The sequence below is a fragment of the Streptomyces sp. NPDC048507 genome, from assembly GCF_043199995.1.
GTDB lineage: Bacteria > Actinomycetota > Actinomycetes > Streptomycetales > Streptomycetaceae > Streptomyces.
This window is the reverse complement of sequence record NZ_JBICWZ010000021.1, coordinates 17,727-37,934: the sequence shown is the minus strand read 5'-3', so window position 1 is coordinate 37,934 and position 20,208 is coordinate 17,727. Positions and strand designations below refer to the sequence as shown.

20 protein-coding genes are annotated in these 20,208 nt (G+C 71.4%); 8 read left to right on the top strand and 12 right to left on the bottom strand.

Going from position 1 to position 20,208, the window contains the following annotated elements:
• Window positions 1–180: 180 nt before the first annotated feature.
• Window positions 181–1,788 (top strand): MFS transporter, encoded by a 1,608-nt coding sequence (locus ACGFXC_RS33680; RefSeq protein WP_393718699.1) that lies wholly within the window; start codon window positions 181–183, stop codon window positions 1,786–1,788.
• A 182-nt stretch (window positions 1,789–1,970) separates the two neighbouring features.
• Window positions 1,971–2,231: a hypothetical protein gene (locus ACGFXC_RS33675; RefSeq protein ID WP_393718698.1), complete on the top strand. Its 261-nt coding sequence runs from the start codon at window positions 1,971–1,973 to the stop codon at window positions 2,229–2,231.
• A 454-nt stretch (window positions 2,232–2,685) separates the two neighbouring features.
• Here ACGFXC_RS33675 and ACGFXC_RS33670 read toward each other — a convergent pair whose 3' ends face one another.
• Window positions 2,686–3,297, bottom strand: coding sequence for a TetR/AcrR family transcriptional regulator (locus ACGFXC_RS33670; RefSeq protein ID WP_393718697.1), 612 nt, complete (start codon window positions 3,295–3,297; stop codon window positions 2,686–2,688).
• Window positions 3,298–3,385: 88 nt separating this feature from the next.
• Here ACGFXC_RS33670 and ACGFXC_RS33665 point away from each other — a divergent pair, with 88 nt between their 5' ends.
• The gene (locus ACGFXC_RS33665; RefSeq protein ID WP_393718696.1) at window positions 3,386–4,159 is read left to right on the top strand and encodes an SDR family oxidoreductase; all 774 of its coding nucleotides are present in this window, start codon (window positions 3,386–3,388) and stop codon (window positions 4,157–4,159) included.
• A 140-nt stretch (window positions 4,160–4,299) separates the two neighbouring features.
• Window positions 4,300–5,421, top strand: coding sequence for a hypothetical protein (locus ACGFXC_RS33660; protein WP_393718695.1), 1,122 nt, complete (start codon window positions 4,300–4,302; stop codon window positions 5,419–5,421).
• Window positions 5,422–6,130: 709 nt separating this feature from the next.
• Here the strand turns inward: ACGFXC_RS33660 and ACGFXC_RS33655 are convergent.
• Complete coding sequence (locus ACGFXC_RS33655) at window positions 6,131–6,727, bottom strand: TetR/AcrR family transcriptional regulator (protein WP_393718694.1); 597 nt, start codon at window positions 6,725–6,727, stop codon at window positions 6,131–6,133.
• A 144-nt stretch (window positions 6,728–6,871) separates the two neighbouring features.
• On the opposite strand from ACGFXC_RS33655, the gene ACGFXC_RS33650 reads away from it, so the two are divergent.
• Complete coding sequence (locus tag ACGFXC_RS33650) at window positions 6,872–8,308, top strand: amidase (protein WP_393718693.1); 1,437 nt, start codon at window positions 6,872–6,874, stop codon at window positions 8,306–8,308.
• A 25-nt stretch (window positions 8,309–8,333) separates the two neighbouring features.
• Here the strand turns inward: ACGFXC_RS33650 and ACGFXC_RS33645 are convergent, their stop codons facing one another.
• The 4 genes from ACGFXC_RS33645 to ACGFXC_RS33630 all read right to left on the bottom strand — a co-directional run bounded on the left by ACGFXC_RS33645 (window position 8,334) and on the right by ACGFXC_RS33630 (window position 10,812).
• A complete protein-coding gene (locus ACGFXC_RS33645) occupies window positions 8,334–8,789 on the bottom strand; it encodes a DUF6892 domain-containing protein (RefSeq protein ID WP_393718692.1) in 456 nt (151 codons plus the stop codon).
• A gap of 187 nt (window positions 8,790–8,976) precedes the next feature.
• Window positions 8,977–9,111, bottom strand: a complete 135-nt coding sequence (locus ACGFXC_RS33640) for a hypothetical protein (RefSeq protein WP_393718691.1) — start codon at window positions 9,109–9,111, stop codon at window positions 8,977–8,979.
• A 141-nt stretch (window positions 9,112–9,252) separates the two neighbouring features.
• Entirely contained in the window at window positions 9,253–9,771 is a 519-nt protein-coding gene (locus tag ACGFXC_RS33635; protein ID WP_393718690.1) for a hypothetical protein, read from the bottom strand.
• A gap of 165 nt (window positions 9,772–9,936) precedes the next feature.
• Window positions 9,937–10,812 (bottom strand): class I SAM-dependent methyltransferase, encoded by an 876-nt coding sequence (locus ACGFXC_RS33630; protein ID WP_393718689.1) that lies wholly within the window; start codon window positions 10,810–10,812, stop codon window positions 9,937–9,939.
• 84 nt (window positions 10,813–10,896) lie between these two features.
• Between ACGFXC_RS33630 and ACGFXC_RS33625 the strand changes: the two genes are divergently transcribed.
• The gene (locus ACGFXC_RS33625; RefSeq protein ID WP_393718755.1) at window positions 10,897–11,433 is read left to right on the top strand and encodes a helix-turn-helix domain-containing protein; all 537 of its coding nucleotides are present in this window, start codon (window positions 10,897–10,899) and stop codon (window positions 11,431–11,433) included.
• 39 nt (window positions 11,434–11,472) lie between these two features.
• On the opposite strand, the gene ACGFXC_RS33620 is transcribed toward ACGFXC_RS33625, so the two are convergent.
• Both ACGFXC_RS33620 and ACGFXC_RS33615 read right to left on the bottom strand, forming a co-directional pair.
• Window positions 11,473–11,895 (bottom strand): hypothetical protein, encoded by a 423-nt coding sequence (locus tag ACGFXC_RS33620; protein ID WP_393718688.1) that lies wholly within the window; start codon window positions 11,893–11,895, stop codon window positions 11,473–11,475.
• A gap of 499 nt (window positions 11,896–12,394) precedes the next feature.
• Window positions 12,395–13,036 (bottom strand): hypothetical protein, encoded by a 642-nt coding sequence (locus tag ACGFXC_RS33615; protein WP_393718687.1) that lies wholly within the window; start codon window positions 13,034–13,036, stop codon window positions 12,395–12,397.
• 105 nt (window positions 13,037–13,141) lie between these two features.
• On the opposite strand from ACGFXC_RS33615, the gene ACGFXC_RS33610 reads away from it, so the two are divergent.
• Window positions 13,142–13,912 carry a transposase gene (locus ACGFXC_RS33610; RefSeq protein WP_393718686.1) on the top strand — a complete coding sequence of 257 codons (771 nt, stop codon included), beginning with the start codon at window positions 13,142–13,144 and terminating at the stop codon, window positions 13,910–13,912.
• A gap of 519 nt (window positions 13,913–14,431) precedes the next feature.
• Window positions 14,432–14,986: a GNAT family N-acetyltransferase gene (locus tag ACGFXC_RS33605; protein WP_393718685.1), complete on the top strand. Its 555-nt coding sequence runs from the start codon at window positions 14,432–14,434 to the stop codon at window positions 14,984–14,986.
• Window positions 14,987–15,575: 589 nt separating this feature from the next.
• On the opposite strand, the gene ACGFXC_RS33600 is transcribed toward ACGFXC_RS33605, so the two are convergent.
• The 4 genes from ACGFXC_RS33600 to ACGFXC_RS33585 form a co-directional block, all read right to left on the bottom strand.
• Window positions 15,576–16,943: a sensor histidine kinase gene (locus tag ACGFXC_RS33600; protein WP_393718684.1), complete on the bottom strand. Its 1,368-nt coding sequence runs from the start codon at window positions 16,941–16,943 to the stop codon at window positions 15,576–15,578.
• Window positions 16,940–17,641, bottom strand: coding sequence for a response regulator transcription factor (locus ACGFXC_RS33595; protein WP_393718683.1), 702 nt, complete (start codon window positions 17,639–17,641; stop codon window positions 16,940–16,942). The genes ACGFXC_RS33600 and ACGFXC_RS33595 overlap by 4 nt, the downstream gene beginning before the upstream one ends.
• A 90-nt stretch (window positions 17,642–17,731) precedes the next feature.
• Window positions 17,732–18,514: a PepSY domain-containing protein gene (locus tag ACGFXC_RS33590; RefSeq protein WP_393718682.1), complete on the bottom strand. Its 783-nt coding sequence runs from the start codon at window positions 18,512–18,514 to the stop codon at window positions 17,732–17,734.
• Window positions 18,515–18,819: 305 nt separating this feature from the next.
• The gene (locus ACGFXC_RS33585; protein WP_393718681.1) at window positions 18,820–20,118 is read right to left on the bottom strand and encodes a glutathione-independent formaldehyde dehydrogenase; all 1,299 of its coding nucleotides are present in this window, start codon (window positions 20,116–20,118) and stop codon (window positions 18,820–18,822) included.
• Window positions 20,119–20,208 lie beyond the last annotated feature (90 nt).

The following is a 20,208-nucleotide window of genomic DNA, read 5'->3' as shown; positions in this document are numbered from 1 at the left end:
CCGCGCATCCCCGGCCCGGGGCATGCCGTCAAGCGGCGCGTCTCGTCTCCGTACGGCGATCCCACGGCGGCGGGTGATGCAGCCGGGCGAGCCGGTGGGCGTGTCACCGCCGTGGGGCACCGTTCGGCACGGCGCGTCGGGCAAGACTCTCGCCAAGCCCCAACCCGCCCCGGAGGTTCCATGTCGACAAGCGGCGCGCCCCACCTCGACGTTCCGCCCGAGGCCCCGGCGCGTGCGTCGCTCGTCCTGGCATCCCTGATCATCGTCGCCGCAGTGGCCAACCTGAACCTGTCGGTGGCCAACGTGGCGCTGCCCGCGATCGGGAAGGCCTTCGACTCCTCCCAGACCGCGCTGAACATGGTCGCCGTGGGGTACTCCCTCGGCCTGGCCGCTTCGGTCCTCTACCTGGGTGCCGTCGGCGACCGTCACGGGCGCAAGCTCCTGCTGCTCCTCGGCATCGCCCTGTCCGTCCCCGCCTGCCTGCTCGCCGCCTACGCGCCGAGCGACGCCGTCCTCGTGGCGGCCCGGGTCCTCGGCGGGCTGTCGGCCGGGATGGCCTACCCGACCACCCTGGCCCTGATCACCGCCCTGTGGTCGGGGCCCGGGCGGACCAAGTCGATCGCCCTGTGGTCGGCCCTGGGCGGCGGGATCTCCATGCTCGGGCCGGTGGTCGCGGGCGCGCTGCTCGAACGCTTCTACTGGGGCTCGGTGTTCCTGGTCACCCTGCCCCTCGCGGTGGTCGCGCTGGTCATGGCCCTGCTGTTCGTCCCCGCGCACGCCAACGAGTCGGCCGAACCGGTGGACGACCTCGGCGGCGTCCTGTCCGTCCTCCTGATCGCGGGGCTGGTGCTGGCGATCAATTTCGCCGCCGTCCCCCGCCAGGGGACCGTGGCCGTCGGCCTCGGCGTGATCGCCCTGGCCTCCGGAGCGGCGTTCTTCCGGCGCCAGCGCCGGGCCCCCAACCCGCTGTACGACCTCCACATCGCGGGCCGGCGCACGTTCTGGGTCGCCGCCTGCGCGGGAATCATCGTGTACGGCTCGATGATGGGGTCGGCGTTCATCAGCCAGCAGTACCTGCAGAACGTGCTCGGCTACAACCCCGTCGAGGCCGGCGCCGCCATCCTCCCCCTCGTCGTGATGATCGTGCTCGTGGCACCGCGGTCCGCGAAGCTCGTCGAGACGCGCGGCGCCCGCACCACCCTGCTGATCGGCTACGCGTTCCTCTTCCTCGCCTTCGCCTGGATGCTGCTGTTCTGGGGCGAGCACAGCGGCTACTGGCAGATCGGCCTCGCCTACGTGCTCATCGGCATCGGCGCCGGCCTCGCCGGGACACCCGCGTCCCACTCGCTGACCGGCTCGGTGCCCGTGCGGCGGGCCGGCATGGCCTCGGGAACCGCCGACCTGCAACGCGACCTCGGCGGAGCCGTCATGCAGTCCTTCATGGGCGTGCTCCTCACCGCCGGCTACGCCTCCGCCTTCAGCGCGGCGATCGCCTCCTCCGCCGAGAGCAGGGCCGTGTCGGACCAGGTCCAGAGCGAGCTGACGAAGTCGTTCTCCTCAGCCGAGCAGGTCGCCCAGCAGCACCCCCAGTACGCCCACCAGATCGTCGCGGCAGCACGCCAGTCGTTCCTGCACGGCGACGACCGGGCGTACACCGTGGGCCTGGCCGCCATCGGCCTGGGCGCGCTGCTGGTCTTCCTCAAGTTCCCGCACCGGGACGCCGAGCGGGAGCTCCTGCGCGGCTACTCCACCGAGGACTCCCCCCGGCCCGGCGCACCGGGGGAGTGAGCCGCGCGCGTCGAGCCCGGTGCCACCGGAAGCCGACGGCGGCGCGGGCCCCGCTCGGGGAAGAAGGGCGCGACCGGCGCACGCCGGAGCACCGGTCTCACGGAGTTGCCAGCGCGGGCCGCACCGTCCACTTCACGGGGAACGGCCCTGCCACCGCGGTGAAGCTGTCCGGTTCCGAGGCAATGCGCCCGGACTGGCCCGCGGGGCGGTACGAGTTCGCGCTGATCGGTAGCGACCGCCAGATCCGGCACAGCCACCGGTCCCGGGCAGACGGGCCCTGGTCCACCTGGGGGACCCTGAGCAACAGCCACGACGTCCAGGACGGAGTCTGGGGTCGGTTCGCCGGCGGGAATCCCACCGTGCAGGTCCTCGGCGGGGACGGCGGCCACTGGTGCAACTCCTTCGATGGCGAAGGAACGTGGACCAACTGGTACGGCTGCTGATCGGGACGACCCCGTACCGCACACCCGTCGCTCTCCGCGCTGAGGCGTGCACGGTGGGGAGAAGACAGAGCCCGCGACACCGGCTCGGTGGACCTGCGTCATCGCGGCAAGTCGTGTCCCATGAACGGATCAGCCCGTCCGGCGGCCCTTCGTGGGAGCGCGTCCACCGTGCTGTTGGCCGGCGTACTGCCGCCCGACCGCGCGCTTGCCGGTACGGGCGGGCCTGTGCGTCTGTTGTCGTCACCTCGTCGGTGAGCCGGGCGAGGGGCCGGGACCGGAACCGGTGTGCCCACCACCGGGGGACCGCGTGGCCGCAGGGCTGCCCCGCCGCATTGCGCACCCGCCGGCCGCGGGCACTCGCCGCGCGCTCGGGCGGACCGGGAGCGCTCGATCCGCCCGATGAGAGCTCCTGCCGGCCGGCCGCCCCGCCTCGGGCCTTACGTGGCCGCGGCGTTCAGCGTGTCGGCCACGCCGTGAGCGCCAGTTCGGCCGTCTCCGTCAGCTCGACCGCGGTGGCGCCGTCCCGCGCGCGTTGCGACATGCCCTGGAAGACGGTGGCCACGTACGCGGCCAGCGCGGCGGGGCTGGCGCCTGGCGGGAGCTCGCCCTCCTCCTGCGCCCGGCGCAGGCGCTCTTCCAGCGCCGCCAGGTTGTCGTTGCGCAGCACGCGGAGGAACTCCGCCACCTCGGTGTCCTGCGGTGCGACGTTGGCAGCCGCGCAGATCGTCAGGCATCCGGCGGGGTGGGACGGGTCGGGGAAGACGACGGCGGCTTCGCGCAGGAGGCGGGCGCACGCGCCGTAGGCCGTGGGTTCCTGCGCCAGGGCGACGCCGGCGAAGGCGCCGTAGGGGGACTCACCGTAACTGCTCACGACCTCCCTGAACAGGGACGTCTTGTCCCCGAACGCCGCGTAGAGGCTTCCGGACCTGATCCCCATCACCTCCGTCAGCTCGCCAATGGAGGTTCCTTCGTAGCCGCGTTCCCAGAACAGCAGGGTGGCCGCGGCCAGGGCGGCGGCGCGGTCGAAGGTACGCGGTCGTCCTCGCTTCGCGGGTGTCTCACTCATACCCGCAATTCTAGAGCGGTCGCTCAACAAATTGTGCTACGTTCTTTCTTGATCGATCCACCAACAAATAAGAGGGCGGGCAACCACCATGGGAACGCAGCGACTTCAGGACAAGACCGCGCTGGTCACCGGCGGCAGCAGGGGTATCGGCCGCGCCATCGCGGAGCGCCTCGCCGCGGACGGTGCCCTCGTCGTCCTCACCTACGCGAGTGACGAGACGGCCGCACGCGAGGTGGTCGAGCGCATCGGGAAGGACGGCGGCCGGGCGCTCGCACTGCGCGCCGGGCTGGGCCGGCACGGCGACGCGGCCCACCTGTGGGAGGCGTTCGACGCACGCGTCGTCGAGCACGCCCCGGGCGGTGGGGTCGACATCATCGTCAACAACGCCGGCATCGCCCGCAGCGCGGACCTGCCCGCTTTGACGGAGGAAGGCTTCGACGAGGTCTTCGCGGTGAACGTCAGGGCACCGTTCTTCATCGTCCAGGAAGGCCTGAAGCGGCTGCGCGACGGCGGGCGGATCATCAACGTCTCCAGCGGCGCGGCCCACCTCGCCATGCCGGAAGCCATCGCCTACGGCGCCACCAAGAGCGCCCTCGACAACTTCACGCTCAACCTCGCCAAGAGCCTGGGCCCCCGCGGCATCACGGCCAACTCGGTCGCGCCCGGAATCATCGACACCGATGTCAACGCGGGCTGGCTGCGCGGCAATGCGCAGGCCGAGGCCCACGCGGCCTCCCTTGCGGCACTGGGCCGGGTCGGACAACCCCACGACGTGGCCGACGTCGTGGCCTTCCTCGCCTCGCACGACGCCCGCTGGGTGACCGGCCGGGTCATCGACGCAACAGGCGGCTCCGGCCTGTAAACCCACCCCCACGCGCGCCCCGGCCCGCCCTGCCGCGCCCGGTCCACTCCGAGGCAGGCGAGCGCGCGGAGGTGCAAAACACGTTGGCGGGTGCGCCGCTGAGCTGCGACGATGCTCTCCGTTTGGCTTACGGAGGATGCTTGTTCGTCTTCGTCTGCGCTAACTGTGACGCCGGGCTGACCATCCCGCTGTCCCAGGTCGCGCTGCCGGTCCACGCTCACCAGAAGTACGGGAACGGGGTCCAACTCCCGGTGCTCATGGAGTCGGGCACGTTCGCCGTGGAACCGGAACCCTGGGGGCCACCGTGGCGGAGGTGGGAGGAGATCCCTCCCGACGAGGCGGCCGCCCGCGGTGTCTACGCGCCGGTGCGCGGCCTCTCCGACGGCGCGCCCGGCGCGGTCGTCATCGCGCCGGGCGACGCCTGCGGCACGGTGCTGATCCCGGGAAACGGCGGAGGCGGCTACTGCTGTGGCCTGGACGGCGAGGCCGGCCCGAACGTGGCCTGCGGCGCATGCGCCCTGCCCGTAGCGAGCCGGATCGACGACTGCTCGCTCTGGCAGGCGATGTGGCTCGCCCCGAACGCCGTACGCCGCCTTCCCCTCGACGGCGCCGGCGCCGCGCCGCCCTCCTGGTCAGAGCTGATGGCGGACGGAAAGGGCACGCCCCCCTTCGAGCCGACCGCCGACTGGGGGTCACGGACGGCGGTGGCCCAGTGGACCCACTACGCGTGGTCGTGGAGCCCCCGGTGGGAGGCCGCCGCGGGGCAGGCACTCGCCCACCTGCTGGCGGCTTCGGACGGCCAACCAGTGATCGTCCCGCAGGGCTTGGCCGGGCAGGTCTTCCAGCGCGCGCTCGACGCCCTGTTGCCCGCGGGTCCGCCGGCGCGGTACGCCGTCCTGGCCGGACCGGGGCTGCCGGCTCCCAGCGCAGGCGCCTCCATGCTCCTCGTGCCGTCCCATCCGCAGACGGGGGAGACCTGGGCCCCGGCCGGCCCGGCACGGTACCTGGTGCCGCTGCCGTTCGGAATATGGCTACGGCTGGCCAACCCCGGGGCGGAGCTGCCCGTCCCCACATCCGGCACGATGCCCGACGGAGCCCTCCGCGACGACTTCGACCCGCCGGCGCCGCACCCCCGTCATCTGTTCCGCGCCGACCCGGAAGCGTTCCGGCGCGCCTTGGTCCGACTGCCGGCCGTCCGCAGCCCGTGGCTGCGCGAGATCGTCGAAAGCCTCACGCATCACCTCATCACCGGCATCTTCTAGCCGACCGACAGGGACTGCTCACTCCCGGAACCTCGGCCCAGGCTCTGTGCATCGTGAACTGTGCGTTACGGCTGACCGTGGCGCTCGGCATGTCGCCCAGGACGTGTCATGCTCGCCCGGTCGCTTCAACAGGTGTCGCCGGGGCACCCGAGGCCCCAGGGCCGAACCAGTGGGAGTAAGAGGCGGCCAGGCGGCAGCCGTATGCGTGGCTCGCGATCGGAGTCCTGAGTAGACCCCACTGGCTCCCGGCCCTTTCGCGCGAGCAGAACGCGTTTGCGCAGGAGGCGGAAGCCTGCGCGGCCGGAACACCTGACGATTGAGCGTCCCAAGGCCGGGTCCGACCAACCCGTACCCCAGCCGTTCGTACCGGTGTGGTGTGCAGTGCCGGGATCACCGCCAGGTGATCGACGCGATCGCGTTCAAGTACCGCACCGCACCCCGTGGATGGACCTGCCCGAACACTTCGGCTCGTGGAAGGGCACCTCGTCCGCGCCCACCGGCACGCCGTCCGGGCCCGCCGAACGGGGCTCCGGCTTGCGGGCCTTGACGGATTGCCCGAGTTCGGGTCACGGCGCACCAACAAGCTCAAACAGATCTGGGCCTCGCCACCCGCTACGACAAGACCGCCACGATCTACGATCTACCTGGCCGGACTCCACCTCGCCGCCATCTCCACCTGGTCAGCCAGGCAGCATTCGCCAAGAACGGCCTAGCCCTCGAAGAGGGCGGTCAGGTGGGCATCGAGGACGTCCTGCGCGGCGTCGGCGGTGAGGTGCCCGATCAGCACGTGCGCCGTGAGGCCGTCCGCGAGGGCGAGGAGGGTACGGGCCTCCCGCCGCGGGTCCAGGGGGACGGCGCGGGCAGCGCCTGCGCCGACCTCTTCGACGAGCCGGGCGAAGGCCTCCTCCAGCGCGGCGTAGCTCGCCTTCAGCGGGCTGGCCAGGGCCTCGCTGACCGCGGCCTGGGCGAGGAACGCGAGCCAGACCCGGGCCTCGGCGCGGTGCTCCTCCCGCAGGAGGGCGACTTCCGTGGCCGCGTGCCCCAGGGCGCTGGCGGCCGACTGCGCGGGGCTTCTGACGAGGCGGGCCTGGACCCGGCGGCCGATCCGCTCGCCGATGTGCGCGAGCGCGAACACGAGCATCTCTTCCTTGGTGCGGAAGCAGCGCTGCACCGCGCCCATCGACACCTGCGCGCGGACGGCGACGTCGCGCAGGCTCACGCCCTCCAGCCCGTGCTCGTCCGCGAGTTCGCAGACGGCCTCGGCGATCAGCCGGCGCCGGTTCGCGTGATCCACCTGTCGGGGCATGCCCGTCCGCCTCCCTGGGGCCGGTCCCTCGTCGGGTGCCGGATCTGGATGCGGAGTTTATCCGATGCGGGCGCATCGGTTTCCGGGTTAGAGTTCCGATGCAGTCGCATCGGAACGTGATGCCCGAGAGGAAGGAGGCGTGCCGTGCGGGACGCCCTGTGGAGGATGCCGGCCGGAGCCCAGGCCGAGGCGGTGCGCGCCGGGGAGATCTCGGCCGCCGAACTGGTCGACAGCCACCTGGAGCGCATCGCCGAGGTCAACCCACGGGTGAACGCCATCACCCAGCTCATGGCGGAGCGCGCACGAACGGCCGCCGCGCTGACGGACCGCCGCCGAGCCGCCGGAGAACTGCTCGGGCCGCTCGCGGGCGTGCCGTTCACGGTGAAGGAGAGCACCCCCGTCGAAGGTGTCGCGACCACCTTCGGGGTCGCACGCTTCCGGGATGTCGTCGCACCGGCAGACGCGCTCCCGGTGGCGCGGCTACGCGCCGCCGGGGCCATCCCCATCGGCCACAGCAACCTCCCCACCCTCATCCTCGCCGGGATGCACACCCGCAGCGATCTGTACGGCGACACCGTCAACCCCTGGGACCCCGCCCGGACCCCCGGCGGCAGCAGCGGGGGCGACGGGGTGGCCGTCGCCACCGGCATGGCGGCGTTCGGGCTCGGCAACGACTCCGGGGGATCGGTGCGCATCCCCGCCCAGTTCTGCGGGGTGGCCGCGCTGAAGCCGACCACCGGGCGCTTCCCGGCGGACCGCCGCGTCCTCGGCCCGGACGACCCGGGCCCGGCGTCCCAGATGCTGGTCACCGACGGCCCGCTGGCCCGCAGCGTCGCGGACCTGCGGTGCGCGTACGAGGTACTGGCCGGGACCGATCCGCGCGACCCGGCGGCCGTGCCCGTGCCCCTCTACGGAGAACGCCTCACCGGACCGGTGAAGGTCGCGGTCGTGGCGGACCCCGGCGGACACGGCGTCCATCCCACGGTCCGCGCGGCCGTCGAGAGCGCGGCCGCCGCCCTGCGGGACGCTGGGTACGACGTACGGGAGGTCGCCGACGTCCCGCGCCCGGACGAGGCACTCGAAGCCTACGAGCGGCTCACGGTCACCGAGTTCGCACCGGCCTGGCCGCTGGTGCGCCGGCTGCTCGGCCCGGGCGGGGACCGCTACATCGCGATGGCCATGGAAAAGACCCCGCCCGCGAACGCCGACGAGCTGGTGCGGCTGATGGGCACCTGGCTGAACATCCGCCGCTCGTGGGCCGAGTTCCTGGAGGCGTACCCGCTGCTGCTCGGCCCGGTGTTCACCGAACCGCAGGTCGAACCGGGCCTGGAGTCCCGCGACCGGGCGGGCCGTGATCTCGTCGCCAACGCCATGCGCCTGTGTTCGGTGACCAGCTTCGTCGGCGTGCCCGCCGTGGCCGTGCCGACGGGGGTGGCCGGCGGGCTGCCGTCCGGAGTCCAGATCGTCGGGCGGGCGTTCCGCGAGGACCTGTGCCTGGCAGCCGCGCAGGCCGTCGAGGACCGGCTCGGCGTCCTCACCCCGATCGACCCCCGCCCGCAGGCCGCCCGTACGCGTGCCTGACCCCGACGGGTCCGTGGGACGCGTTCTAGTGGCGGGTGGCGATGCCTCTGGCCGACAGGGTTTCCAGGGCGCCGGGAAGCATGAACTCCAGGGCCTGGCCGCCCGTGAAGAGCCTGAGGTTCGGGACGAGGTCCAGGTCCGCGAGGGAGCGGACGTCGAAGAGGTCGTCCTCGCCGTCCCACACCGGGGCGCACTCCATGTAGACCTGGTGCCCGCCGTCGAAGGCCAGCTCCTCCACCGTGGCCAGCAGGGCGGCCGGGATCTCCAACGCCTCGAAGTAGGCGCGGGCCTCGTCCAGCACCGTGTACTCCAGGTCGTGTGCCTCGACGTGGGCGTCGAGGTCCTCGACGCCGCGCGCCCGCATGTGCTCCCGCAGGCGGAACGCGGGGGCGAGCGTCCGGTCCCCGTACATGAGCTTCTCGACGACGAGGAGCTTGAAGTTGAGATCACGGAAGTCGCTGGAGTCGCTGAAGTCATGCATCACCCACTTGTATCAACGAACACCGACAGCCGAGCCGTCGTGGTCGTTCCAACCCGACGAGCGCGCCACTTCCGGCCAGCTGGGCGCCCGCCATCGTGAAGGGCGGTGCCTTGGCCGGCTTGGCCGGCGCCTGGCGCCGTGGCAGGAAGCGATGGACGCGTTCCGCGTGTAGCCGTCCGGCAGCGCATCAGGTCCGCCCCCCCCAGGCCGAAGCCCGCAGGGCGATCGCGTCCCACACGATCGCCGTCCGGTCCGGCGGCACTCCGTGACCGGTCAGGAAGCGGACCGCCAGATCCGCTCCGTCCAGGGTGGAAGATGGCATGCCCGGTCCCTGCTCGATCCCGCGGTCCGGGCGATGTCGGTCATCGGGAGGAACGGTCCGTCCTTCGCTTCGGGCACCGTACGCTCCTCCATCCCGCCCCTTCCCCGCGCCGCTAGGCAATTCGCGACCGGTCGACTGGTGTCAGCCCTCGGCCCCGTCGAGCCGGTGGGCGTACAGCTGGATCATGCTGCTGTCCTCGGGGACATGGGGCATCTCCCCGCCGCCGGGCACGCATGAGGCCAACAGGCTCCAGCCCGCCTTGCGGTAGGTCAGGAGGGTCCCCTCCACACGGTCCGGCTTCCAGCCGGCGCGCTCCAACGCCGCCCCCGTCTTGGGGAGCACCTGCCCGGCTTCGGCCGTACTCACGACCGCCAGCCAGTCGACCGCGTCCGGGCGCTTCCGACCATTGCGCGTGGTAGTGGTCATCCCCTTCGCGGGATCCAGGCCCGCCTCGACGATGGCCTTGCGGACATCCCCGTCCACGACGTCCCGGCCGAGGACCGAGCCAGCCACCCCGGGTGCCGTCTTCCCGGCGGCCGCACCGGATCCCGATGACGAGGCCGGGGCCGCCCCGTCCTTGGTGGAGCACCCCGCGAGCGCCAGCGCCGCCGCGACAGCCGCCACCGTCACCACCGCCGACCACCTCGTGCGTACGTACATCACGGCCCCCCCGGCTCCCGGATCAAAGGGCGATTCTCGCACGCCCGCACGACGACGCTCCGCACTGCGGCACCCGAGCGGGAAGGCACACGGCCGCCTGCTCCGCCCGGTGGTCCGTGTGCACGCGGAGCCGTCCCGGATGCGGCACTCACGACGAACTCCGGATCAACGAGGACGTGCCAGGGGCGCGGTGGCGGTGGCGGGGGCCGGGCCAGGCGCGGCTTCCCTGCGGCTCAGGGGCGGCGGGCGATCCAGGTGGTGCGGGTGGTGCCCACGGTCAAGTCGTCGCGGTGCGCGAGGGCGAGCGGCTGCGCTTCGTCCAGCAGGGTGTCCCAGGCGGCCAGATCGTCCGCGTCGAGGGCGTCGGTGGCGTGGGAGCGCAGCTTGGCCAGGCAGATCCGGGCGTAGTCGTTCAGGGCCGGTCCCGCCCGGGCGGGGTCGAGACGGATCTGCGTGGGGCGGCTGGGTGTTCGTAGCGGCGTGCAGGCGGGCCTCCAGGCCGGGTCGGCCGATACCGGTGTCCTCGGGCAGGAACAGGGGGAAGAAGTCCATCTCGGCCACCGCGAGGAGTCCGCCCGGCCGCAGCTGCTCGAACGCCTGGGCGAGGGTTCGAGCCGGGTCGACCACGTGGTGCAGGAACGCGGCGGCCCAGACCAGGTCGTAGGGGCCTCGGTCCGCGATCCCGTCCCAGGGTTCGTCGAGGTTCGCCTCCAGGGTGGTGATCCGGTCCGCGAGACCGCGTGCGGCGGCCTGCTCGAGCAGGCGGTGCAGCATCGTCGCGGAGATGTCCACCGCCGTCACCGCCGCCGTGGGGAACCGGTGGGCGAGGGCGAGGGCGAGGCTGCCGGTGCCGGGACCGCTGCCCAGGTCCAGGATCCGGGCCGGGGCGGAGTGGGCGAGCGCGGCGAGCCTGCCGGTCAGCTCCGCGAGGTAGGAGGCCAGCACTTCGGCGTCCAGTTCCAGCAGCTGTGCCATCGCGATGTCGGAACCACTCGCCGGCTCGTGTCCGATATCGCCGTGATGGTGATGGTGTGTGTTCATGAGTCGACGGTAAGACGACCATTGCCTTCACGTCATAGACTCTTGCCGGTGGAGCAAGAATCGACATTGGATGCCACCGTCAGGATGCGGATCAGGTCCCTGCGCAAGGCGCGCGGCTGGTCACTGGGCAGCCTCGCGGAGCGTGCGGGTATCAGTCCCTCGCAGCTCAGCCGCATCGAGACCGGCCACCGCCGCATCAGCCTCGACCATCTCACCGCCATCTCCGCGGCGCTGGACAGGTCCCTCGACGAGCTCGTCGAGTCCCCCGACGACTCCGATGTCGTCATCCGCCCCGACCGCGATGAAGCCCGGGGCCTGACGACCTGGCTCCTCACCAAGGACGCCGGCCCCCAGGGGCTGACCGTCGCCAAAATGCGCATCACGGACCAGGCGGGCGACGTCACCCCCGACGACCTGGGCGTCCACCCGGGACGGGACTGGTTCACCGTCCTGTCCGGCACGGTCGTCCTCTACCTGGGCGAGCGCGTCATCCGCGTCGAGACCGGCCAGGCCGCGTCCTTCTCCACCATGACCCCCCACGCCCTGCGCAGCGACCGCGGCCCCGCCGAAATCCTGGTCATCCTCGACCACAACGGCGAACGCAACCACCTCCACACCTGAACCGACCACCGCCGGCAACAACGCTCGTGGTCAACGCGCCTAGGCCATGGTCAGGAGGTGGTCCGTGGGGCCGTAGTCGATCTTCCAGTCGGCACACACCCCCACAGCCCCATCCCTGCGACACCGCAGCGCCACCGTCACCCAGCGGACCATCCCATCGTTGCCGAGCGAGAACGCGACGGCCGTCTCGAACTCACGGCTTCCGCACGGACACCCAGCCTCACCGGGATCCGCGTCCTCCCAGAACTCCTCGCTGTCCGCGATGAACGCGCGACCGCCGCAGGCAACGCACATCCGCGCGGCTCCGCCCTCGACGTCGTCGAAGAGCACGAGGAACACCCGCCCGCCACATCCGCCGCAGACGGAGGGGACGATCTTCACCGGACGGCCGTCGTCAACGCTCCTGAGAAGCACCGCGAGGTCCGCAGAGACACCCTCGCCAACCTGATCATCAGCATGCACAGCCACATCGTGCCAGGCGACCCAACCAGCGGGCACCCGATCCAGATCCCGGTGCGGCGTCCGGTCCCGCCAGGCAGGACTTCGGCCACGCCGCGCCCGGGCGGCTCCGGGTATCGCGGTACGCGTCACCGCACCGGGTGGACGGAGGGCGCAGCCACCCGGCTGGCTGGGGGCGGCCGGATGGCGGGCAGTGAAGGACCGGCTGGTTTAGCGAACATTATTTTCGGGCGGGGGAGATGATTCGGATATCCGAATTCATGCCTGAATGCCACTCGTACCCAATTCTCCTTCCCCGGAATTCTACACAAGGAAAAATTCAATGCATATTCGTGTGCGAACCTGCGCAATCACCGTAGTGGCCGCGGTCTCTCTCGTGGCTGCCGCGCCGCTCGCCTCCGCAGCACTATCTGCGCCCGCCGTCCCGCTCACTTCGGCCGAGCTCGCCTAAGGGCTGTCCCGCAACTGCCAGGAGAGGCAGAAGTCGGCCGTAGCCTCCCTCCTAATCTGCTGCTGCGGCCCAGCGCCGGATGTACGGGTCGGGATGGACTCGGGCGGATGCGACTGTGGTTTCAAGCAGTTCGCGTAGCTGTGCTGGGTATGCCGTGCGGGACGTAGGTAGGTTCAGCAGGACACGATGGCGCATCAGCAGGTCGGTGGATTCGGCGAACACCCGCAGGGATGCCTCCAGCCAGTCGGTCTTGACATCCTGCGACTCGTCCAGTGCGGGATCACGTACCCCGCCAGGTCCGTACGCCGGAGACCGATCTGCACGCAACGGCACATGGGCGCTGTACCAGGCCCGCACGGCACCGGATCGCTCGGCATCCGTGCCGACCTGCAGGTAGTCGACCAACGCCGCCATCGCACGGCGGCGTCCGAATGCGTAGACAGCCGGCTCGATGAACCAGCGGCAGAAGCTGGGATCCGGGTCGTATACGGCTGCCGCCATCAGTGGGGCGAACCACTCGTTGGGCAGGCTTGGACGTTCGAGCAGGGGCTTACGCATCGCATGGGCAAGGTGGCGGGCATGCCGGTCCCCCGGCTCCATACCGACGTCTTCGACGCCCAGGAGCTGGGCCAGCTCTGTCACGCACGTCAGGAATGACCGCGTTTCTTTGGTGTTCTGCTCGTCTTCAGCCACGGCAGCATTCTGGACCGGCCGCCTCGGCAGGCACAGGCCCAATGGCCGCTGGCACTGGGGTGGAAGAGGACGCGCGCGGCCTCCCGCGGGTGGAACGATCACGGTGTGACTGGTGTGATCACGGCGTCGGAGCCGCCCTGGATGGCCCCGTTCTCAGGGTTGAGCCCTCGCGCCTTCGGGAAGCTGGTGACCGTGCTGCGACGTGAGGGTGTGGATGTGGTCCGCAAGGGCCGGCCGTGGAGCCTCCCACTGGAGGACCGTGCCTTGCTGGTGGTCGCGTACTGGCGCACGAACCTGACCATGCGCCAGCTCGCCCCGCTGTTCGGGGTGTCCAAGTCGTCGGCGGACCGGATCATCGACCACCGCGGGCCGATGCTCGCGCTCCAGCCTCGTCAGCGTTTCGCCAGGGACGCCGTACTCATCGTGGATGGGACCCTGGTTCCCACCCGGGACCACACCATCGCCGAACGTTCGAAGAACTACCGATACTCCACCAACCACCAGGTCGTCATCGACGCCGACACCCGGCGGATCGTCGTGGTCGGCCGACCCCTCGCCGGGAACCGCAACGACTGCAAGGCATGGGCGGAATCCGGCGTGAAGGCTGCCGTCGGCAAGACTCTCGTGATCGCCGACGGCGGCTACCCGGGCACCGGACTCGTCATCCCGCACCGACGCGAGCGCGGCCAGACCGAACTGCCGGACTGGAAAGACGAGCACAACCGATCCCACAAGCAGGTTCGGGCCCGGGTCGAGCACGTCTTCGCCCGTATGAAGACCTGGAAGATCCTCCGCGACTGCCGCCTCAAGGGCGACGGCGTCCACCACGCGATGCTCGGCATCGCCCGGATGCACAACCTCGCTCTCGCCGGATAGACCAATGGGCTCCACCGCGATCAACCATGCCCGAGCGACCCGAAGATCATTTACGGGACAGCCCTTAGCTCGCCGAGATCGAGGGCATATCTGGGCAGAACGGGAACGTTGTGCAAGCGTTTGGTAAGTAGCTTTGCCGTCTCCATCAGCGCGGCAGCTCTCACCCTCGGAACCGCCTCCGTCGCCTCGGCCAGCGACACCCCCGGGTGCGGGTGCGAACGGTGCGACTGTGCCGGCCTGAGTCCGGTGAGCTGGTGTCCGGAACACGGCCACCGCGTTGAGCCGGTGACGGAGTGGCACCCCGGCAGCGGGCTCCGCTGCACCGCCCTGGCAGCCGGGCAGGGAACGGGTGCGCGCTGCTGACCGTGCCCGAGGGTTCATTGCCCTCGTGTGGGCCGGGGCCCGTTCCGTATGCGGCGAGCTTGAGCCGCAAGTCCCAGCGGCGTGAACGACCGTCCCGTCACCGGCCGGTGCGGATATCCGGTGGCGGGCTCTGGCGCCGGTGGTGAAGATCGCGGCATGAACATCTTTCTGGAGACCACTCGGCTCGTGCTGCGCGCGTTCACCGAGACCGACGCCGATCCCCTGGTCGCGCTGGACAACGACCCGGAGGTCATGCGCTTCATCAACGGCGGCCAGCCCACCAGCCGCGAAGTGATTCGGGCCCAGACCTTGCCGAGGCTTCTCCACGACTACCCGTGCTTCGGGACCCGCGGATACTGGGCCGCACAGGCCAAGGACACCGGGGTCTTCCTGGGGTGGTTCGAATTCCGCCCCCTGGACGACCACAGCCCTGCGGTGGTGGAACTCGGCTACCGGCTGAACAGAGCCGCGTGGGGCAGGGGCTACGCGACCGAGGGATCACGGGCCCTGATCCGCAAGGGATTCACAGACCTCGGTGTGGAGCAGGTGACCGCGAACACGATGACGGTCAACGCGGGATCCCGGCGTGTGATGGAGAAGGCGGGCCTGTCGTTCCTCCGCACCTTCACCGGAGACTGGCCGGAGCCGATCGAAGGCTCCGAGCACGGCGAAGTCGAATACGAAATCACCCGCACCCAGTGGGAGCAATGACCGTAGCGTCAACGCCCGGAGTCCAGAGGCATGACCCGAACGCGCCGCCCTGAGTGGCATCACCCCACCGGCCCGGTCGGAGGGCGGGGTGATGCGCCACCGCGTGCCTCCCGTGCCGGGCGAGAGGTGGGCGCGAGCGGCAGCCCTGTGGCGGGCTGGTCCCGGTGAGTTGGTGCCCGGAGCGCGGCGGCTGCGTCGAGCGCTACGAGGACGCCGACCTCGGCGCATAGCCGACCCACACTGGCAGGCGGCGCGCCTCGGCGCTCACGTTCCTTGCTGCGGGCCGGGGCCCTGCCGGTGCTGTGGTGGGGCCGGGGGTAGGACGGTGCTGGGGGGTGCTGTGCGACGACGACTTCGGTGCCCCCGCGTGGACCGGATCCGGCTGGGCTGTGTCACCCGGCCGGGTCCTGCCTGCCGATGGTGGGGGGTGTCAGGCGTGGGGCTCTGGGCTGCTCGCGAAGTCGGTTGTGCCGCAGGCGGCTTGTGCCCGGTCGTGGAGGAGCGGGCACAAGCCGGCGGACGGGGCCGGCCCCTCGGGGATCGCTGCGTTGCCGGGGGTTTCCTGTGGTGGTGGCTGGTTGGCAGGGGGTCAGTCGGTGGGGTGGGGGGTGAGGGGGAGGCGGAGTTCCAGGGTGGCGCCGGGGCCGGGGTGGGCGGTGAGGGTGCCGCCGTGGGCGGTGGCGATGTCGCGGGCGATGGGCAGGCCGAGGCCGGCGCCGCCGGCGTCGCGGCTGCGTGCGGCGTCGAGTCGGGTGAAGCGGGTGAAGACCTGTTCCAGGTCGGCGGCCGGGATGCCGGCGCCGTCGTCGTGGACGGTCAGGACCACCGTTCGTTGGTCCGGGGTCGTCTCCACGGTGAGCGTCACGGTGGAGCGGGCGTGGCGTTGTGCGTTGTCGAGCAGGTTGTCGAGGATCCGGTCGAGTCGGTCGCGGTGGCCGAGCACGGGGGCGGGGTCGGGGGCTTGCAGGGTGATGGGCACCCGTCCCGCGGGGCGGCGTCGGACGACGGCGCGGGCTCGGGCGGCGAGGTCGAGGGGCTGGGGTCGGGTGTGTTCGCCGGCGTCGAGGCGGGCGAGGAGGAGCAGGTCGTCGGCAAGGCGTTGGACGCGGATGACGTCGTCGAGGAGGTCTGGGGGTTGCAGGAGGTCGGGGTGGGCGATGGCGATCTCGACGTGGGCGCGGAGGGCTGCGATGGGGTTGCGGAGTTCGTGGGAGGCATCGGCGACGAAGCGGCGTTGGCGGTCCATGGACTGTTCCAGGCGGTCCAGGGTGGCGTTCATGGTGCCGGCGAGTCGGGCGATCTCGTCGCGGGTGGCCGGGACGGGCACGCGGCGGCCGAGGTCGCGTTCGGTGATCTCGGCGACCTCGGCGCGGATGGCTTCCACGGGGCGCAGGGAGCGGCCGGTGGAGTGCCAGGTGACGGCGGCGACCAGGAGGAGAAGCAGGGGGATGCCGGGGGCCATGGCGGTCAGGAGGAGGGATTCCGTGTGGCGGGCGGTGCTGAGGCTGGTGCCGGCGTAGACAGTGACGTCGCGGCCGTCCATGTCGCGGGCGGCGAGGGCGACGAGGCGGAAGGGCCGGGGGGTGGGGTCGGGGGGCAGGGCGAGGTCGATGTCGCGGGCGGCGTGGGTGTGGTCTTCGGTGGGGGCGAAGTCGGCGACGGGGCCGCGTCCGGTGAGGTTGTCGCCGGCGGCCAGGATGCGGCCGTCGTGGGTGACGACCTGGAGGAGGCTGTCCTCTCCGTCGGGGACGGAGAGGCGTTCGACGAGTCGGCCTCGGGCGGTCTTGTCGGCCACGGCTCGGGCGCGGGTGAGGGCGGTGTCCTCGGCGGAGCCGACGAGGCCGTGGTGGATGACGCCGAGGAGGCCGGCGCAGGCGGCGAGGAGGGCGAGGGTGACGACGGCGACGGCGGTGAGGGTGGTCTTGACGCGGACGGATCCGAGGGCCGGGCGTTTCACGGCGCGGCGGTGTGGTCGGCGTCGGTCGTGGGGGTGAGGCGGTAGCCGATGCCGCGCACGGTGTGCAGGAGCCGGGTGGGGAAGGGCTGGTCGAGTTTTCGGCGCAGGGCGCTGATGTGGACCTCGACGATGTTGGGGTCGCTGTCGGCGGGGAGGTCCCAGACCTCTTCGAGGAGGGCGCCCTTGGACACGGCGATGCCGGGGCGGCGGGCGAGGACGGCGAGGAGGTCGAATTCCTTGGCGGTGAGGGGGATGGTGACGCCGGCGCGGACGCAGCGTCGGATGGGGGTTTCGATGAGGAGGTCGCCGAGGGTGAGGGGGGCGGGGCGACCGGCGGCCCGGCGGCGCAGCAGGGCGCGCAGCCGGGCGCGCAGGATCAGGTAGGAGAAGGGTTTGGCGAGGTAGTCGTCGGCTCCCACGTCCAGGCCCTCGGCCTCGTCGTACTCGCCGTCGCGGGCGGTGAGCATGAGGATCGGGGTCCACAGGCCGGCGGCTCGGGCCGCACGGCAGATGCGGTGGCCGTCGATGCCGGGCAGCATGACGTCGAGGAGGATCGCGTCGTAGGCGTCGGAGAGCACCAGGTCAAGGCCCGCGGCGCCGTCGTGGGTCACGTCGACCGTGAAGCCCTCGGCCTCCAGGCCGCGTCGCAGGACGGAGGCGAGGGAGACCTCGTCCTCGATGATTAGGAGCCGATCCATTGCAGTCACTCTACCCTTTTGGGGCATTTCTCCCTGTTGGGGGCTTGGCGAGGTGACGGGTAATGCGTGGTGGTGGGCGGTTTGGTGTGGTCAGCGCGGGACGTGGCGGGACCAGTCGTAGTGGTCCCGCCCGAAGTTGCCGGACCGTTCGCGGATCTCCTCGGCGGACGGACGCCCGGACTTCTCATCACCGCGATCGGTATCGGCGGACGCCGTGCGGTCGGGGCGGTCGTCGTCGGAGTCCCGGTCCACGTGACGGGTGACCTCGCCGCTCTTGGCGTCCACCTCGACGCGGTGATGAGTGGCGCCGTCGGTCACCCGCAGCCGCCACAGCGGGCGGGACTCGGTCCCCTGGATGGACAAGCGGGAGACGAACCCGGTGCCCGCCTTGCGGAGGGCGGAGGCGGCCGCGGCCTCCCGGTCGACGGTGGCGGCGTCGAGCTTGGCCAACGGGATCCGCAGGTACTCGCGGGCCCGGTCGGGCATCCGGTCGGCGCGGTCGCCCAGGAGGGCGCCGGTGGCGGCGTCGACCTTCACGTTGTGGACCCGGGGGTCGCCCGTCATCACGTCGATCTTCCAGACCTGGTTCCCGTTGTCGTTCTCCAGGCGGACGTCGGTGACCCGACCGCCGGCCACGGACCGCTCGGCCGTGGCCATGGCCTGAGTACGAGGGACCTTCGGACCGCCCCGCTCGACGGGGACGCCGGCGGTGGACGGGGACGGGGACTCGGCGGAGCGCGAGGAGGACACGGTGGACGGGGCCGAGGCGGCGACGGGGGCGCTGTCGGCCCGATCCGTGTCGACGCCGCGATCGGAGTCCTGGCCGCAGGCGGTCAGGGCCAGCGTGAGCGCACCGGCGCACAGCGCCGTCACGGTGACGGACCTGGGGCGGCGAACGGTGACAGGGCGCGGGACGGACACGGGTACCTCCGGGGGGTGGGCCGTCGGGCGGTTCCGGCGGCGATGGCCCCAATCCTTGATCCCGTTCCTGAACCGTCCCTGAAGCCGGCTGAAGAACTGTTCAGGAACGGGCCGACGCCGTCCCGCCGGTCGCGGATCGTGCCTGCCCGGCCTCGAACAGAGAGCAGACCCGGGCGCCCACCTGGCCCGACGGCTGCAGTACGCCGCCCACCCGCCCTCCTGACCGGCCGCGGCAGGCGGGGCCTTTGTGGTGGCATTCAGGCGAGGGCTTGCTTCAGCTGCTGCTTGGTCATGTGGGAGCGGCCGGGGACGTCCCGGTCGCGGGCGGCTTGCTTCAGCTCCTGCAGGCTCGGTTCGGCGTTGCCGCGGCCGGCGTGCTTCTTCGCGGAACTGCGGCCGTTGCGGCGGTCGGGGTGCAGGACGACCTTGGTCCAGCCGTCGTCCCGGTTGTCGAAGTGCTCGTAGGCGGCCGGTGCCTCGTCGAGGGTGAGCTCGTGGGACACGAGGAAGCCCGGTTCGGCCCTGCCTCCGGCGATGAGGTCGCGCAGCGCCCGGTTGTAGCGCTTGACCGGTGCCTGGCCGGTGCCCATGCGCTGGCCCTTGAACCAGAGCATTCCGAAGTCGATGGGGATCTTCCCCTGGGCTTCGAGTGCCCCTTGCGTCTCCTTCGCTCCTGGGTCCTCGGGGATGAACACACCGACGACACCGAGGCCACCGGTGAAGCGGACCGCGTCGATGAGCCCGTTCATGGTCAAGGCAGCGTCCTCTTGGCCTTGAGGGTCGTGGGCCTGGTAGCCGACGCATTCGCAGCCGTTGTCCGCGCCCAGCCCCAATGTGGCCTCCTTGACCACCTCGGCAGGATCCTGTTCGGCCGTGTTGATCGGGATCGCACCGATCTGCTCGGCGAGACGCAGGCGGTCGCCCTGGTGGTCGGCCACCCACACCCGTCCGGCGCCCTTGAGCACAGCGGAGTAGGCCGCCATGAGCCCGACGGGGCCGGCCCCGTACACCAGGGTCTGGTCGCCCGGCTTGACCCCGGCCATCTCGGTGGCGTGGTAGCCGGTGGGGAAGATGTCGGCGAGCATCACGTAGTCAAGCTGCCGCTCGGCTGCGTCCTCACCCAGTCGCAGCGCGTTGAAGTCGCCGTAGGGGACGCGCAGCAGCTCGGCCTGCCCGCCCTGGTAGGGCCCCATCTCGGCGAACCCGTACGCGGCGCCCGCCATGTCCGCCTTGGGCTGCATGGTCAGGCAGTAGTTCGTCAGGCCCTGCTCGCACTGCTTGCAGAACCCGCAGGCGATGTTGAACGGCAGCACCACCCAGTCGCCGACCTTCACCTTGCTGACGGCCGGACCGACCTCGACGACCTCACCGAGGTTCTCGTGCCCCATGGCCCGGCCGGTCTCGAAGGAGGTCCTGCCCTCGTACATGTGGAGATCGGAACCGCAGATGTTCGTCGTGGTGATCTTGACGATGATGTCGCAGGGGTGCTCGATCGCTGCGTCCGGGACGTCCTTCACCGACACCGTCCGGGGACCCTCGTACACGGCCGCTTTCATGACCACTCCTTCGTGGCTGCCACCGGCCCCGTACCTGGCCGGGGAACGCCTCTCGACAGGGCCGGCCCACCCGACAGGCCGGGCAACACC